This window comes from Paenibacillus phytohabitans, assembly GCF_013141775.1.
Lineage (GTDB): Bacteria > Bacillota > Bacilli > Paenibacillales > Paenibacillaceae > Paenibacillus_AQ > Paenibacillus_AQ phytohabitans.
This window is the reverse complement of the sequence record NZ_WHOB01000018.1, coordinates 109,546-125,329: the sequence shown is the minus strand read 5'-3', so window position 1 is coordinate 125,329 and position 15,784 is coordinate 109,546. Positions and strand designations below refer to the sequence as shown.

General features: G+C 55.0%; 14 protein-coding genes. All 14 read left to right on the top strand.

What is annotated here, in order from left to right; translation table 11 throughout:
• Positions 1-44: 44 nt before the first annotated feature.
• The 14 genes from GC101_RS05590 to GC101_RS05525 all read left to right on the top strand — a co-directional run bounded on the left by GC101_RS05590 (position 45) and on the right by GC101_RS05525 (position 15,635).
• Positions 45-1,217: a M20 family metallopeptidase gene (locus GC101_RS05590; RefSeq protein WP_171716450.1), complete on the top strand. Its 1,173-nt coding sequence runs from the start codon at positions 45-47 to the stop codon at positions 1,215-1,217.
• Between the two features lie 80 nt (positions 1,218-1,297).
• Complete coding sequence (locus GC101_RS05585) at positions 1,298-1,729, top strand: CBS domain-containing protein (protein ID WP_171716449.1); 432 nt, start codon at positions 1,298-1,300, stop codon at positions 1,727-1,729.
• A gap of 173 nt (positions 1,730-1,902) precedes the next feature.
• Positions 1,903-3,615: a DNA repair helicase XPB gene (locus GC101_RS05580; protein ID WP_171716448.1), complete on the top strand. Its 1,713-nt coding sequence runs from the start codon at positions 1,903-1,905 to the stop codon at positions 3,613-3,615.
• Positions 3,612-5,825 carry a helicase-associated domain-containing protein gene (locus GC101_RS05575; protein WP_171716447.1) on the top strand — a complete coding sequence of 738 codons (2,214 nt, stop codon included), beginning with the start codon at positions 3,612-3,614 and terminating at the stop codon, positions 5,823-5,825. Before GC101_RS05580 ends, GC101_RS05575 begins: the two co-directional genes overlap by 4 nt.
• Before the next feature lie 46 nt (positions 5,826-5,871).
• Positions 5,872-6,309: a YlbF/YmcA family competence regulator gene (locus GC101_RS05570; protein ID WP_042136559.1), complete on the top strand. Its 438-nt coding sequence runs from the start codon at positions 5,872-5,874 to the stop codon at positions 6,307-6,309.
• Positions 6,310-6,351: 42 nt separating this feature from the next.
• On the top strand, positions 6,352-6,615 hold the full coding sequence (locus GC101_RS05565; RefSeq protein WP_020432997.1) for a YlbG family protein: 264 nt from the start codon (positions 6,352-6,354) through the stop codon (positions 6,613-6,615).
• Positions 6,616-7,012: 397 nt separating this feature from the next.
• The gene (locus GC101_RS05560; protein ID WP_171716446.1) at positions 7,013-8,533 is read left to right on the top strand and encodes an ethanolamine ammonia-lyase reactivating factor EutA; all 1,521 of its coding nucleotides are present in this window, start codon (positions 7,013-7,015) and stop codon (positions 8,531-8,533) included.
• Positions 8,534-8,554: 21 nt separating this feature from the next.
• Entirely contained in the window at positions 8,555-9,910 is a 1,356-nt protein-coding gene (locus tag GC101_RS05555) for an ethanolamine ammonia-lyase subunit EutB (protein ID WP_171716445.1), read from the top strand.
• Positions 9,911-9,930: 20 nt separating this feature from the next.
• The gene (gene eutC / locus GC101_RS05550) at positions 9,931-10,641 is read left to right on the top strand and encodes an ethanolamine ammonia-lyase subunit EutC (protein WP_171716444.1); all 711 of its coding nucleotides are present in this window, start codon (positions 9,931-9,933) and stop codon (positions 10,639-10,641) included.
• A 607-nt stretch (positions 10,642-11,248) separates the two neighbouring features.
• The gene (locus GC101_RS05545; protein WP_171716443.1) at positions 11,249-12,157 is read left to right on the top strand and encodes an EAL domain-containing protein; all 909 of its coding nucleotides are present in this window, start codon (positions 11,249-11,251) and stop codon (positions 12,155-12,157) included.
• Entirely contained in the window at positions 12,138-13,106 is a 969-nt protein-coding gene (locus tag GC101_RS05540) for a GGDEF domain-containing protein (protein WP_171716442.1), read from the top strand. The genes GC101_RS05545 and GC101_RS05540 overlap by 20 nt, the downstream gene beginning before the upstream one ends.
• Before the next feature lie 117 nt (positions 13,107-13,223).
• Positions 13,224-13,661, top strand: a complete 438-nt coding sequence (locus tag GC101_RS05535; protein WP_171716548.1) for a hypothetical protein — start codon at positions 13,224-13,226, stop codon at positions 13,659-13,661.
• 120 nt (positions 13,662-13,781) lie between these two features.
• Entirely contained in the window at positions 13,782-14,681 is a 900-nt protein-coding gene (locus tag GC101_RS05530) for a selenium metabolism-associated LysR family transcriptional regulator (protein WP_171716441.1), read from the top strand.
• Between the two features lie 54 nt (positions 14,682-14,735).
• Entirely contained in the window at positions 14,736-15,635 is a 900-nt protein-coding gene (locus tag GC101_RS05525) for a PHP domain-containing protein (RefSeq protein ID WP_171716440.1), read from the top strand.
• The last annotated feature ends 149 nt before the right edge of the window (positions 15,636-15,784 follow it).

The window sequence follows — 15,784 nt, the reverse complement described above, 5'->3', positions numbered from 1 at the left end:
CAGGCTTGTCCGAAGTATGCTGCCGGAGAAGGGAATGGAGAATTATGGAGAGGTTAGCGGTAGAGGAGCTGCTGCCGGAGATGGTGAAATGGCGCCGCCATTTACACCGCCATCCGGAGCTGTCTTATCAGGAGAAGGAGACATCCGCCTATGTCGGGGCAAGACTGTCCGAGCTGGGGATTGAAGTTAGAAGAAGCGGGTCCGGCTACGGACTGACAGGTATACTTACAGGGGCACTGCCCGGCAGAACAGTCGTTCTGCGCGCAGATATGGATGCCCTGGCGATTACTGAAGAAAATGGACGGGAATATGCTTCGCAGAATCCCGGGGTTATGCATGCCTGCGGACATGACGGGCATACGGCTATGCTGTTGGCTGCGGCTGCCTATTACAGCTCACGCCGTGAAGATATCCGCGGCGAGATCCGCTTCCTGTTCCAGCCGGCGGAAGAGGTCTGTCCGGGCGGTGCAATGGGGATGATCGCAGAAGGAGTGCTGGAAGGTGCAGATGCCGTCTATGGACTGCATCTGTGGACGCCGTTTCCGCTAGGAACCGTGGGCAGCGCGCCAGGCCCGCTGATGGCCTCCGCCGATGAATTTTTCATCGATATTATCGGCAAGGGCGGCCACGGCGGCATGCCGCACCGTACGGTGGACAGCATTGTGGCAGGGGCGGCTCTTGTCACCCAGCTGCAGAGCATAGTCAGCCGTACCGTAGATCCGCTGCGTCCTGCAGTGGTCAGCGTAGGGACGATACAAGGCGGATCTGCCCAGAACATTATTGCCGAGCGCTGCCGGATTACCGGGACTGTGCGCGCGTTCGATGAAGAGACGCGTTATCTGATCCGCCGCAGAATCGAGGAGATGACGGCTTCCATCGCAGCAGCGTATGGTGCAGAAGCGACTGTCGATTATCTGATGGGGTACCCGCCGCTGGTGAATGATGAAGCGGAATTTAACCGCTTTTACCGTGTCGCCCCGGAAGCGCTGGGAGAAGGCGCTACTGTCATGCTGATGGAGAAAATTATGCCTGCGGAGGACTTCTCCTATTATGTTAAGGAAATCCCCGGCTGCTTCATCTTTGTGGGCGCTGGCAATCCTGCCAAGGATGCCGTCTATCCGCATCATCACAGCAAATTTGACTTTGACGAGGATGCCATGCTCTATGGGGCGAAGCTTCTGGTAGCCATGGCCGATTCCTGTCTGAATGAACAATAATGTATTTGTATAATATTTGACGCTTGAGGAAAAACTACTCTCAAATGGCATGGTGACATGGCAGACAGGAGGGTTCATTCTTGAAGACAGTCAAGGAAGTAATGACCGCCGATCCGGCTTCGGTCACGCTGCTCGATAATATCTATGAGGTTGCCGTCAAAATGAGAGATTACGGGACGGGCTTCATTCCTGTAGTAGATTCGGCCGACGGGGCAACGCTGCTGGGTGTAATCACGGACCGTGATCTTGTACTCCGGGGCTATGCGGACAAGCATCCCGGCTCCACAGCCGTTGAAACCGTCATGAGCCGGAAGGTTATCTCCATTTCGGAGACGGCTTCTGTTGATGAGGCTGCGGAACTGATGGCTTCAAGGCAAATCCGCCGTATTCCGGTGACCCGTGACAAGAAGCTGATCGGAATTGTGTCGCTTGGCGACTTGGCGGTGAAAAGGGTTTATGCGGATGAGGCAGCAGAGGCGTTAAGCGGTATTTCCCAGCGGCAGCTGCATTAAATAGTGTTATGGAAAGCTCATGTCCGTTTCGCGGAGGTGGGCTTTTTCAAAATTGAAATTAATATGCAGAAAGCCCCACGCTGTGGGGTTATTTTGTGCTACCTGTTTAAGGGGATAATCCATTTCCTGCTGCATTAAAGCTTAAACACTGTAGATCACAAGGAGGGAATACTATGAATGCTGATGGAAAGGGTGCGTGCATTACCAGAAACGACCGGACCATTCTGCTGGAATGCGGCCATCCCGGATATGAGGAAGCCCGGGCAGTCCTGGCTGATTTTGCCGAGCTTGTCAAAAGCCCTCCGGTCTATCACACCTACCGGATAACGCCGTTGTCCCTGTGGAATGCAGCGGCTGGAGGCCAGGAAGCAGAGGCGGTTATTGCTAAGCTCCGCAGGCTGTCACGCTGGGGAATTCCCTCCGGCCTTGAGAGTGAAATCAGGCAGCTGATGTCCCGGTACGGAAGATTGCAGCTGCGCACGCATGAAACTGATCCGCTGCTCATTACGCTCTCGGCTGATCAGGCCGGACTGTTGGATGAACTGGAGGGCAGCCTGATTCTGAAAGAGCTGGGCTGGTACAGGGCAGGCTCTTTGCAGAGCCATTGTCCGAAGAGCAACAGGGGGCTGCTCAAGCAGGAATTAACAGGACTTGGTTATCCGGTACTCGATTATGCCGGTTTCCGGGACGGGCAGGAGCTGAAGCTTGCCTGGACGGAGGAAGCGGGGAAGGGGGCCGGAATTAGCGGCGAGGCTTTCGGGCTCCGGGATTACCAGAGAGATGCTATACAGCAGTTCCAGGGGATTGGGGGCATCGGCGGCAGCGGTGTTGTTGTTCTGCCTTGCGGTGCGGGCAAAACGGTAGTAGGGATTGCAGTACTGGAGCATCTGCAGTGTGAAACGCTGATTCTTACCTCCAGCACCACCTCGGTCGAGCAGTGGCGGGGTGAGCTGCTGCAGCGGACGACCTTGAACGCGGGTGAAGTCGGGGAATATTCCGGTGAGAAGCGGGAGGTACGGCCTGTCACGGTCGCCACCTATCAGATTCTGACCCACCGTACAGCCAAGGGAGGACCGTTTGTCCACATGAATCTGTTCAATGAGCGCAACTGGGGACTCATAATTTATGACGAGGTCCATCTGCTCCCGGCTCCTGTCTTCCGGGCAACGGCAGACATTCAGGCTACGCGCCGGCTGGGTCTTACAGCAACGCTGGTCCGGGAGGACGGCCGGGAAGGTGATGTGTTCTCCCTGATCGGACCCAAATGTTACGATCTGCCCTGGAAGGTGCTGGAGAGGCAGGGATGGATTGCGGCAGTGGACTGTACGGAAGTGATAGTCCCGATGGATGAGCGGCTGCGGCAGCAATATATCTATGCCGGGGCGAAAGAACAGTTCCGCCTGGCGGCCGGCAATCAGGCTAAGGCTGCGGCCGCGGCATCGATTGCTGCGGCACATGCCGGGGCGGCGATTTTGGTGATCGGCCAGTACCTGGACCAGCTGGAGCAGCTGGCGGAGACTCTGGGCGCGCCACTTATTACCGGCAAAACTACACAGAAGGAACGGAGCGCATTGTATGCCGCCTTCAACGAAGGGCGGCTGCCCCTGCTGGTCGTCTCGAAGGTGGCTAATTTTGCCGTCAATCTGCCGGATGCCTCGGTGGCGATTGAGGTATCCGGAGCCTTCGGCTCGCGGCAGGAGGAGGCTCAGCGGCTGGGGCGTATTTTGCGGCCTAAGCCGGGCGACAACAAGGCGTATTTCTATACGCTGGTCTCGGGGGACAGCAGGGAGCAGGAATTTGCCTTGCGGCGCAGGATGTTCTTAACCGAGCAAGGCTATGATTACGCAGTCAGAATGCTGGAATCCGCGGAGGAGGCTATTCTATGATGAGGCAGGAGCCTGATCCAGATGTGCAGAAGCTGACGCCGGAAGCGCAGGCAGTACTCCAGGCGATTTGTGCGGAACATGCAGCCAGCCCTTGTGCGGCGGATAGCATTGAACGGCTGCGGCCGGCATTCCTGTGCCGCGCTGAGCAGGAGCTGGCGCTGAACGAGCTGCTCATGGCAGGAATGCTGGAGCTGCGCCAGACAATGTGGGGAGAGAAGCTGTATCAGATCCCGCAGCAGAGGTTCCCCCGGATCGGGCGTAGCTTCTGGCCTGCCTGTCCGCAGAGTCTCGGAGAAACAGATGTACAGGCCCAGCTTGCTGCCTGCACGGGTCTGGCTGCCGAGCTGTTCCGGGGGCTGTTATTTACAGCGCGGGAGGGCTTGCCGCTGACGGCCAAGGGACTCATACACAAGAAGCAGCTCGGTCTGCTGGCAGGCCAGCTGTCGGTGCAGGAGGAGCATCTTGCTGGACTTAAGCTCAACCAGGCCAGTTCTGAGCCATACCCGCTTCCGGTAACAGTTATCGTAGATTTAATGGCTGTTCTGGGTCTGATCAGCCGCAGCAGCAGCGGATATTTAATAGACATAACGAAGCTGCAGTGCTGGCTGGAGCTGACCGAGCAGGAGATGACCGATACGCTATACCGGATTGTAATCAGCCGATACGGCTCACCGGAGCCTGCCGGACAGCATTTCAGACATCTGATCTCCACGGCGGAATTCCCCCCGGGAGAATGGTTTGCCGTGCCGCCTCTTCTGGATTGGATGATACAGAGAGGCCTTGCCAAAGAGCAGTCCGTTGCTGGGCCGGACGGTCCGGAGCTGCAAGCGTCCGCCATTGCCTGGCTCCGCTGCCTGGCAGGCTTCGGCTGGTGTGACCTGGGTTATTCAGCCAAGGGAGAGCCCTGCTTCCGGTGGAAGGCAGTGAAGCCGCAATTGGACAGAGCTTCGGCAGGTACAATAGAACCGGAGATAAGCGGAGAAGATACAGGTATTGTGAAAGCGGAGGAATCGCAACCAGATAAAGTCTTCGGCGGAACTGCTGTACCAGAAGGCTGGCCAGAACATGAGCATGATTATGAGCAGGAGCAGGAGCAGGAGCAGGAGCAGGAGGAGGAGCAGGAGCAGGTGGAGCAGGAGGAGCAGGAGGAGCAGGAGGAGGTGCAGAAGGAGGAGATACTCTCCGGCAGCTCATTGAAGTCAGGGCAGACTGGCGCGGACTGGGGTTTGCCTGCAGAATCTGCTGTACCTGCGGCCGGCAGGTTCGTTGTCCAGCCGGATTTCGAGGTGCTGGTCCCGCCTGAAGTTCCGTATACCATCCGCTGGACCCTGGCAGGATACGCCGAGCTACTGCATAATCAGGACCTCTGGAGCTTCCGGCTGACCCGGGAAATGCTGGAGTCCGCAGCGGAGCTGGGCTGTCCTCCCGGGAATGCCATTGCTTGGCTTACCGCGCATGCTCAGGGAGGGCTGCCGGAGCAGGTGGAGCTGTCGCTTCGGCAGTGGGCTAAGGGAATCGGGCGGACATCATTGTCCGAGGTTATTCTGCTGTCCTGTGCAGGTGAACAGGAGAGCGGAGATATTGCTGCGCATCCCCGGCTGCAGGATATTCTGACCCGGATTGGCCCGCTCCACTTCATCGTTCGCCCGGAATCTGTCGGCCAGCTGCGCAAGGAGCTGGCTGCAGCCGGGCTGGCTCCGCCAAGAATCATCGGTGGCCGGGAGGAGGCCTTGCAGCCGCACAACCCGTTCGGACCTTTTGAACGGTCCGCAGCATCACTCCGTTATGAGCTTCCTTCTCCTGCCGGGGAACGGGGACTGCTTGGTGCTGCAGCGTATCCGAAGCTCCTGCCATTGGCGGGGACAGCGCAGGATCAGGAGCTGCTTCCGGGTGAAGATGCCGTTCCGCAAATGTGGTTCAACCAGTGGAGGCAATACCATATGACAACGGCGCAGAAGGTGATGGAGCAGGCGCTGGGCTGGGGAATCAAGGTTAGAATTTCCGTGCAGGGCCAAACTGCAGACTTCATTCCGGAGCAAATAAGCGGGCGCCCGTGGAGAGTACGGGGGAATCTGCTGCGTTCAGGTTCAGGGACAGTAGAGCAGATTCAGCTTGCCGCCGAAGACTGGCAGGAAATGAAGCTGCTGCATCCGGTCAAACAGAGAAATTCCTCTTCTTCTGGAGCAGCCGGATATGTTATGATAAGGTAGTCTACCGTTTGCGGTAGAACATTAATGCAGAAAAGAGTTGAAGTTCATGAGCGTAGCGGAATTAAATACGGTCGATATGGCCGAAGTGCTGACATACGCCTATGAATTAGGCGATATGATTAATCAATCCGCCGAAGTGTCGGATTACTTATACTGGAAAGGGCGGGTCGATCAGAGCCCCGAAATCCAGGCCATGGTCAGACGGCTGCAGAGCAAGAAGGAGCTGTTTGAGGAGACACAGCGGTTTGGACATTTTCACCCGAACTATCATTCGGCCAAGGATGAGGTTGAGTTAGTAGAGCGGGAGCTGGAACAGTTCGAAGAGGTTGTCCGCTTCAAGAATGCGGAGAAGACGCTGGATGATATTCTTCACTCCATGTCTGAAGCAATCGCCTTCTCGGTATCGGACAGCATCAAGGTTCCGAGCAATGACCCGTCCCCCAAAGGCGGATGCGGCAGCGGAGGCAAATGCTCTTGCGGATAAGCTGGCCGTATAGAGAATAGAGAAAGAAAGGCGGATGAGCTTATGTTTGCGGAACGGACAGGTTACATCGTTTGGGTTAGCGACGTCAAGGCAGCGCGTAACCTGGAGAAATACGGAACACTGCACTATGTTTCCCGAAAGATGCACTATGCGGTAATGTATGTGAACGCGGAACGCGCCGAGGAAGTTATGAAGAATGTCCGCAGACTTTCCTACGTGCGTAAGATTGAGCGTTCCTACCGCAATGAACTCAAGACTGAATACACCAGCAATGGACCGGACAAGTCCCGTTATTACGGTTTGTAAATTCAAATATAGCCATATTGGACAGGCGCCGCTGGCGTCTGTTTTTTTGAATTTAATATATTTTTTGATCACATAACAATGTGCCAGCAGTAGGGAAGACGAGCCGGATGTATGCGAAAAACCGAATACAATGTGGGGTATGATTACCTTGGAATCTGCCGAAAGCGGGATGGATGACATTTTCCCGGGGGAATGTTAACTAAATTGACAGCTAATCGCCGGTGACTTACTATATCCTCAAGGAAAGCAAGCTGATCCTACTGGGATTATCTGCAATAGATCTATACAATAAATACAACACAATAAATACAACGCAACGAGTTCAACAGAGGGCGCAGACGTAATAGGCACGCATGGCAGAGCGATGCAAGGCTGATAAGGCGTCTTTTTTTATACTTTGGCATTTATTTTGGCACTGCAGCAGGCGGGAGGGAACGGCATAGAACCGAAGCGCGAGATCACCAGTGTCGGAATTGATATTGGAACTAGTACGACTAAAATAGTCTTCAGCAGACTTACGGTCGGACGGAGATATGGTCTGTCCATGCTGCCGCAATATCAAATCACGGAGCGGAATATTATCTATGAGAGCCCGATGCATCTAACACCGCTGATAGGCGAATCGCAAATCGATCTTCCGGCGCTACAGCAGATCCTGTCGGCAGAGTACCACAGCGCGGCACTGAAGCCTGAGGAGGTAGATACGGGGGCTGTCATTATTACTGGAGAAACGGCGGTAAGATCGAACGCGGATTCCATCCTCCATCAGCTGGCGGGGGAGTCGGGAGAGTTCGTGGTTGCCCAGGCAGGCGGGGATCTGGAGGCTGTCCTTGCAGGCAAAGGCGCTGGAGCGGAAGCTCATTCGCAAAGAGCGGCGGGGACGATAGTCAATGTGGATATCGGAGGCGGTACGGCAAACGCGGCATATTTCAATAGCGGAAGTTGCATAGGAACCTTGAACTTTCATATCGGCGGCCGGCTGATCATGCTGGATAAGGCTGGAACCGTAGCGAAAATATATCCCGCAGCCCGGCAATGGCTGAACCGGGAAGGGCTGTGGCTGCAAGAGGGGGAGCAGGCGGATTGGCCTGTGCTGCAGGAGGTCACCCGGAGATGGAGTGAACTGCTGCTGGAGGTCCTGCTTAAGGGCAGTGATCCGCAAGCCTGTCCATTAATCTATGGTCACCAGGACCTTCCGGCTGCATTTGCAAAAGAGACTACAGTTACGGAGCTTTGGATCTCCGGGGGTGTGGGTGCATTAATGGAGCAGGCCGCTCCCCGCAATATCGCGGAGACTGCAAGATATGGGGATATCGGGCCGCTGCTGGCTCATGCCATTAAAAAGACAGCCGGACACTACCCGGTGAAGCTGCAGGCCGCTCCGGGAGCGCAGCGGGCTACAGTAATTGGTGCCGGTGTTCATACCCTGCAGCTCAGCGGCTCAACGGTTTATGCAGACCCCAACCTGCTGCCGCTGCGGAATATTCCCGTTATAGAGCTGGTCTGGCCTGTACAGGCCCAGGACGTTGAACAGCCGGATGAGGTTTTAGCCTCTATACAAGCCGCTTTTGCTGCGGGAGCCATAAGGCACGGTTCAATTGAACCGGAAGCAATGCAGTTTGCAATCGCCATCCCGGAAATCACCCACTGTTCCTATGCTGTGTTACGCCGGATTGCTGAAGCAGTGACCGGGTGTTCCCGGAAGTATAAGCTGAAGCTTTGCATCCTGATCTGTGAGAATGACATTGCCAAAGCTTTGGGCAATTGTATCTATCTGCTATCCCAAGGCCGGCAAGCCTGCGTCTGTCTGGACCAGATTACTGTGGCGCATGGCGATTATATTGACATTGGAATCCCGGCGGACGGGAATTATATACCGGTTGCCGTCAAGACCCTGGTTTTCAATTCAACAAATTAGGCGCAAAGGAAGTGATAACCGATGAAGCTGACAGTCTCCCTGCTTGGCGAGAGCTATCTGTTTCATGATCTGAAGGAGCTGTTCGCCAAAGCGAATGAAGAAAAGTCCGGGGACCAGCTTGCCGGAATCGCTGCAGCGGACGACCGCGAACGGATGGCAGCCAAGCTTGTACTGGCCGATTTGACGCTGGCGGATATCCGCAGCCACCCGCTGCTGCCGCCCGAGACGGACGAGGTGTCCAGAGTGATCGAAGAGGGAGTCGATGAAACGGTCTACGAAACGATCCGCAGCTGGACGGTTGGAGAGCTGAGAGAACAGCTGCTTGCTGCCTCTGAGAGTGAGTTGCGCCGGATCGGCAGTGGCCTGAATAGTGAGATGGCTGCTGCGGCTGCCAAGCTGATGTCCAATCTGGATCTGATCCAGGCCGCGGCCAAGTGTGAAGTGATTACCCGCTGCAATACTACGCTGGGAGAACGCGGCCGGCTCGGGAGCCGGGCCCAGCCCAATCATCCTACGGATGATCCGCTGGGGATGAAGGCCTCAATCTATGAAGCGTTGAGCTACGGAATCGGGGATGCGGTAATCGGTATCAATCCTGTCATTGATACAACAGACAATATTATCCGCCTCCTCCACGAAACCAAAGAGGTCATTCACAGATGGGGCATACCGACGCAGAACAGTGTGCTTGCCCATGTGACCACCCAGATGAGAGCGATATCCAAGGGGGCTCCGGCGGATCTGATCTTCCAGAGTCTTGCCGGTACACAGAGCGGCAACCAATCCTTCGGGATTGATCTGCGGCTGCTGCAGGAGGCGGATCAGCTGATCCGGGAGTCCGGCACGGCCAGCGGGGAGAACCGCTGGTATTTCGAGACGGGGCAAGGGTCTGAGCTGTCAGCGGGCGGTCATCACGGTGTGGACCAGCTGACACTGGAATCCCGCTGCTATGGACTGGCCAAAGCGTTCAAGCCGTTTCTGGTGAACACCGTCGTCGGTTTTATCGGACCCGAGTACCTGTATGACAGCAAGCAGGTAATCCGGGCCGGGCTTGAGGACCATTTCATGGGCAAGATCCAGGGACTCCCGATGGGTGTGGATGTCTGTTATACGAACCACATGAAGGCAGACCAGAATGACATGGATAACTTAGCTGTCCTCCTGGCGGCCGCCGGAGTAAACTTCTTCATCGGGGTTCCGATGGCGGATGACTGCATGCTGAATTACCAGTCGACCAGCTTTCATGATATTGCTACTGTACGGGAGCTGCTGCGTCTGCAGCCGGGGGCAGAGTTCTCAGCTTGGGCGGAAAAAATGGGTATCCTGAAGAATGGCCGACTGACTGCACTTGCCGGTGATCCGACGCGGTTCATCTAAACAATGAAGGAGGAGCAAGCATGGTATTCCACGATCCGGAGGGAATGGAAAGATTGCGTAAGGCTACACCGGCGCGGATCGGCACAGGCCGGGCAGGAACACGGCCGACGACCCGTGAGCAGCTGCAGCTGCGCCTGGATCATGCGGCTGCAGTCGATTCAGTATACGGCAGCGTCAGCAGCACCTTGCTGGATGAGCTGGAGCTGTTTGCAGTTGACTCAGAGGTGACGGACAAGGAGCTGTACCTGAAACGGCCGGATCTGGGCCGGCAGCTGCCGGAGAGCAGTATCCGGCTTCTGCGGGAGCGCTGTATCCAGGCTCCGCAGGTGCAGATTGTGGTGTCAGACGGACTAAGTGCCGATGCCATTGAGAGCAACCTGCGGGATATTTATCCGGCGCTGCTGGACTCTCTGGCAGTTCAAGGGCTTACTGCGGGGACACCGTTTTTTGTGCGGAAGGCCAGGGTCGGCTGTATGAATGCTATTGGCGATATTCTGGAGCCCGAAGTGATTGTAATGCTGATCGGAGAACGTCCGGGACTGATCACCTCCCGGTCCATGAGTGCTTATCTTGGCTACAGGCCGCGTTCAGGAATGACAGATTCCCAGCGGATGGTTCTATCCAACATTCATCAGGGAGGCACTCCTCCGGTTGAGGCCGGAGCTCATCTGGGCAGCCTAATCGCCAGGATGCTGGAGCTCAGAATGAGCGGAGTCAGCCTGGAGCTGTAACTGAGGCTTTAATTCTAACGCATCCTATAAGTCTCATACTCTTTGTGTTTCTAACCTAACCTCCTTCCGCCAATGCGGGCCTGAGGTTATTTGCTGTACCCGGAAATACCTTGAATATGTTCCGGTTAATACAACAGCTCATTTAATGGAGTAATTTGTGTATCCAGTTTCAATTGGATAATCAGTGATAGTTGTATTTTGTACAGTTAAAAACCGCGAATAGATATGTTTGCTCCGTATAACTGTATTCTGTACAACTAAATCTGCCAGAATCGGTGGAAACCTTCTGCTATAGCCACTTTAATTGCACGAAATACAACTAAACAGAGAGCGGGTTGAGAATCAGAGGATTTAGTTGTACAAAGTACAATTAAGCATACCGGATACTCTAGGCATATACCATAACCGGATCACTGCAGAACCTCAGCAGGCGTTTTGCCTAAGTGATTTTTACTAGTGTGAATCTGACGCTATACCAATCCGGGCCTGTCCTAAATTAGTGCCGGAAACCGTTGACTGCCGCCCATAGTTTATACCTGCTTAATACTTCCGGACTATGCTGGAGAGAGGGTGACAAAATTCACGAAGAAAACATACAGGTGATAAAATGAATAAATCAGGGACACTGTCCCGCAAGCTGGCGGCGCTGCCGCAATACTTTCAGCATCTGAGCGGAAGATTCAGGGAAGAAGCCAGGGAGCTGGGCAGATTATCGATGCTGCTTGATATTATGGATAAGGAGATGCTGGATACATACTTTCAGCCGATTCTGCATCTGCGGAGCGGGACAACGATCGGACATGAAGTGCTGAACCGTCCGCCCAGTTCCCCGCAGTTCCCGAGCACCGAGCATTTCTATGATTTTGCCGGAAGGACAGAGCAGATGTTCAGATTCGAGCAGTATTGCCGGAGAATGTCCTTGTCCCGTTATATGGAAAGGCTGCCCGGGGCGGATGCTGCGGGTGATAAGCTGGTTTTTGTTAATGTGCATCCGGGGGTGCTGAATGATTCCCGCCACAAAAGCGGTGAAACCCTTACCCTCCTGAAGGAGCTGGGGCTTGCGCCAGAGCGTGTAGTGTTTGAGCTGACGGAACGTCAGGCCGTGCAGGATTATATCGGATTCGAGAAAGTGTTGTCCCATTATCGCGAACAGGGCTTCAGAATTGCGGTGGACGATGCCGGCTCCGGCTACAATAGTCTCAAGACGCTAGTCTACCTGAAGCCGGAGTTCATTAAGCTGGACAAGTCGCTGATCCGCGGGATTCACAGCAGCAGGGAACAGCAGGAGCTGCTGGAGCTGGTCCGGGAATACGCGGAGCGCTCGTCTACCCGGGTGATTGCCGAAGGCATCGAGACGGCGCAGGAGCTGCTTTTTTTGCAGATGGCGGGAGTGGAGTTTGGTCAAGGTTATGCGCTTGGAAGACCGGCCCATCTGCCTGAGCATGGAGGATTCCCGTCTTCGGCACTGCCGTTTCCAGTAAGAGGAGGGTATAGGCATGTTTCTTCAAATTGGTGAAATCGCCGAACAGATTCCGGAAATTACGATCCACCACAAATGTGAGTATGTAGATCAGATTTTCAAAAAGAATCCACAGCTCCAGGGCGTAGCAGTAACTGAGAATGGCTGTACGGTAGCGCTCATCATGAGAATCCGTTTTTATCAGCAGATCGGTACGCTGTATGGTTATACTCTGTATATGGGCAGATCCGTGGAGCTGGTGATGGATAAAAATCCGCTTGTGGTGGATTATAAGACGCCGATCATTGAGGTGAGCAGGCTGGCTATGGCCAGGAACGAAGAGAATCTGTATGACTATGTGATCGTCACCCACGGAAACGCATTGTTCGGAGCGGTGAGCGTGCGGGATCTGCTGCTTAATTTTGCGGAAATTCAGGCGGTGGCAGCCAGCTTTCTGAACCCGTTAACGGGACTGCCGGGCAATGTCAGTATTACAGAGTGGATGGTTAAATCGCTGCTGCAGGAGCAGTTCAGTGTTCTTTACATTGATCTGGATCACTTTAAGGCCTACAACGATACATACGGGTTCAAAGAAGGCGACCGGATGATTCAGGCTACGGCTGAGCTTCTGAAGCATGAGGCGCTGCGTCTGGACGGTTTTTTGGGACATATCGGCGGGGATGACTTTATTATCTTCATCAGCCATTATCAATATGAGGAGTGCTGCAGGAGCATCATCAGGGCGTTCGATATGGTGGTACAAGATTTCTATCATGCCGGGCATCTGGCCCAGCAGTTTGTGCTGACCGAGAGCCGTTCAGGACGGATGGAGGAGATTCCGCTGGTCTCGATCTCCATCGCCGTTGTAACCAACCGCAGCCGCAGATTCGCTTCGGTTGAGGATCTGTCCGAAGAAGCGGCCCGCTTCAAAAAAAGCTGCAAAATGATCAAAGGCAGCAGCTATGTCGATGACAGCGATATCAGCCTGCACAAGATCGGACACTAAGACTCACGCCTGTACACTTCACAGGGAGGGCGGAATGCTTGAACAACAGACATCAATGCGGTAAGATTGACAACAATAAGAGCATGCCAAGACCCTTTTACGTGGAGTGTGATGACAATGCATGGCAAGGGGATGGAATGGTGGGGGGCGTATGAGCCCTTCCATATCGTGCTGAATAACTACGGGATTGCCGATATCGTGCTTACCCAGCATGCGAAGAGCCGCTATGCAGACCGGGTCGCTGAGGAGAATAACGGGAACGGCGAAGTGACGGCATGGATCTGGCAATGCTTGAAGCAGAACAGGGTTAGACCCTATTCGCACAGTGAGTATAATGCCTATCTGATCGACGATGATACGGTGATTGTGGTCGATTTCAGGCAGCTTGAGGGCGTAACCACGCTCTCCGGTGAGCCGCTGTACGTCATGGTGGTGGTGTCGTTTCTCGGCCGGATTTCGGCGACTCCCCAGCTGCGGGATCTCAAGAAATACTATTCGTGGCTGCGCCACTCCCGCCGCATGAAGCTGATGAAGAAGCGCCGCAGACGCAAGTAGAAGAGAGTATGGCAACGAAGGCATGCGGCTTATGGCTGCGTGCCCTTTTTTGAAGAATTGCCATTCATTCGAAGCAAATCGCCACTTTGAGTGGTTATTTTGAAAAGGAGTCAGAAAAGCATGAACTTTCACCAGCTACATATTTTTTATACCGTATCCGAACGGGGCAGCTTCTCGGCGGCGGCACTGACGCTGCATATGACACAGCCCGCAGTGACGATGCAGATTCAGGCGCTGGAGGATTATTTCGGAGCCAAGCTGTTTGACCGGTCGACTAAAAAAATAATGCTCTCCGAAGCCGGCCGCACGCTGATGCCATTCGCGCTGCGCAGTATGCAGCTGATGCGGGAGACGGATCAGGCGATGTCAGCCTTCACCCATATGCTGGAGGGCCGGCTGCAGCTGGGCGCAAGCCTGACGATCGGCGAATATGTGCTTCCGCGCCTCCTCGGCCCCTTCGGCAGGGAATACCCGAACATCTCAATCATGATGAAGGTGATGAACACCACGCAGATTATGGAGGAGATTAACAAACACCAGCTGAACTTCGGGCTGATCGAAGCGCCGGTGTCCCATCCGGATATGGTCATCGAGCCCGTTATGGGCGATGAGCTCAAGCTGATCGTTCCGCAGGGTCATCCGCTGGCGGACCAGGCTGAAGTTAGCCTAAGTGATGCGCTCGGCTATCCGTTCGTGCTGCGTGAGCAGGGCTCAGGGACCCGGCGGGTGATGGAAGAGCAGCTGGTAGCGAAGGGACTTGATCCCGGTGCCATGCGGATTGTGATGGAGCTGGGCAGTACAGGCGCAGTGAAGTCGGCTGTGGAGGCCGGGCTTGGGATTACGATTATTTCAACATCATCGGTTAAGCATGAGGTGGCGCTCGGACTGCTGAAGATTGTCAATCTCACAGATGCCTCATTCAAACGGCAGTTCTACGCGATTCATCTGAAGTCGACGCTGCTGCCGATATCGGCTGTAACGTTCCTGACCTTCCTGCGCCAGCATGCGGACGGGCAATAGCTGAATAAGAACGCCGCAGACAAGATACACTTGCAGAAATGGAGGGGGATTCATATGGAAGATAAGAATAATGACAGTGAACATACGCAGGGAATCGGAGAGGGGCCCGCGCCGGGAAGATGTGATCTGCATAGCCACACACAGGCTTCTGACGGTATGCAGCCTCCGGCTGAGAATGTGCGTCTGGCTTATGAGAAAGGGCTGGCAGCGGTAGCCATTACCGACCATGATACCGTAAGCGGTATTGCAGAAGCGCTGGAAGCCGGTAGGCGGCTGGGAATTACGGTGGTTCCGGGTGTAGAGATCAGTACGCGGGCCGGAGGGAAAGAGATTCACGTGCTCGGCTATTATATCGATACAGAGCAGGAGCTGTTCCTGTCCCGGCTGGAACAGCAGCGGAATACCCGCCTGGGGCGAAATGAGGCAATAATAGACAAGCTTCGCGGGCTGGGGATTGAGATCAGCATGGAGCAGGTGTTATCGGGCATGGGCCGGGAGCTGAAGCCGGATGAGAGTGTCGGCCGGCCGCATATTGCCGATGAGCTGGTGCGCCTGGGAGCAGCAGCGGACATGCGGGATGCGTTCGATAAATATCTGGCTGAAGGTGCAGCGGCATATGTATCGCCTCCGCGCATCACGCCGGAAACCGCCTGCCGCTGGATACTGGAAGCGGGCGGCGCGGCGGTGCTGGCCCATCCCGGCATTTACGGGGATGATGAACTGGTGCGGAAGATCCTGGAGACCGGTGCTCTGCGCGGAATCGAGGTCTACCATTCCGATCATGGTCCGGCGGAGCATGATCGTTATCTTGCGCTGGCTGAGGAATTCGGCCTGCTGGTCACCGGCGGCTCGGATTTCCATGGGGCGCGGCAAGGCGTGATTTTCCACGGGGATATCGGCAGTGTCCATGTATCCACAGCTGTGCTGGAGCAGTTGAAGGCAGCCCGAAGCTGAGCCTGAACCTGAATGGTAAGCGATTCGCTTAAGGATGGGCCAGCAGCCTGTGAAAATACCTGCCCTATGAAATTAGAGGGCGGCAATACCAAAAACAACCTCCATTCCATTGGCGATGACGCCAGTGGATGGAGGTTGTTTGGTTAGCC

Coding starts and splice junctions, on each gene's coding strand:
- GC101_RS05580 (WP_171716448.1), top strand. CDS start 1,903: ATGAATGCTGATGGAAAGGGTGCGTGCATTACCAGAAACGACCGGACC.
- eutC (WP_171716444.1), top strand. CDS start 9,931: ATGGTATTCCACGATCCGGAGGGAATGGAAAGATTGCGTAAGGCTACA.
- GC101_RS05570 (WP_042136559.1), top strand. CDS start 5,872: ATGAGCGTAGCGGAATTAAATACGGTCGATATGGCCGAAGTGCTGACA.
- GC101_RS05540 (WP_171716442.1), top strand. CDS start 12,138: ATGTTTCTTCAAATTGGTGAAATCGCCGAACAGATTCCGGAAATTACG.
- GC101_RS05590 (WP_171716450.1), top strand. CDS start 45: ATGGAGAGGTTAGCGGTAGAGGAGCTGCTGCCGGAGATGGTGAAATGG.
- GC101_RS05555 (WP_171716445.1), top strand. CDS start 8,555: ATGAAGCTGACAGTCTCCCTGCTTGGCGAGAGCTATCTGTTTCATGAT.
- GC101_RS05525 (WP_171716440.1), top strand. CDS start 14,736: ATGGAAGATAAGAATAATGACAGTGAACATACGCAGGGAATCGGAGAG.
- GC101_RS05535 (WP_171716548.1), top strand. CDS start 13,224: ATGCATGGCAAGGGGATGGAATGGTGGGGGGCGTATGAGCCCTTCCAT.
- GC101_RS05575 (WP_171716447.1), top strand. CDS start 3,612: ATGATGAGGCAGGAGCCTGATCCAGATGTGCAGAAGCTGACGCCGGAA.
- GC101_RS05545 (WP_171716443.1), top strand. CDS start 11,249: ATGAATAAATCAGGGACACTGTCCCGCAAGCTGGCGGCGCTGCCGCAA.
- GC101_RS05565 (WP_020432997.1), top strand. CDS start 6,352: ATGTTTGCGGAACGGACAGGTTACATCGTTTGGGTTAGCGACGTCAAG.
- GC101_RS05530 (WP_171716441.1), top strand. CDS start 13,782: ATGAACTTTCACCAGCTACATATTTTTTATACCGTATCCGAACGGGGC.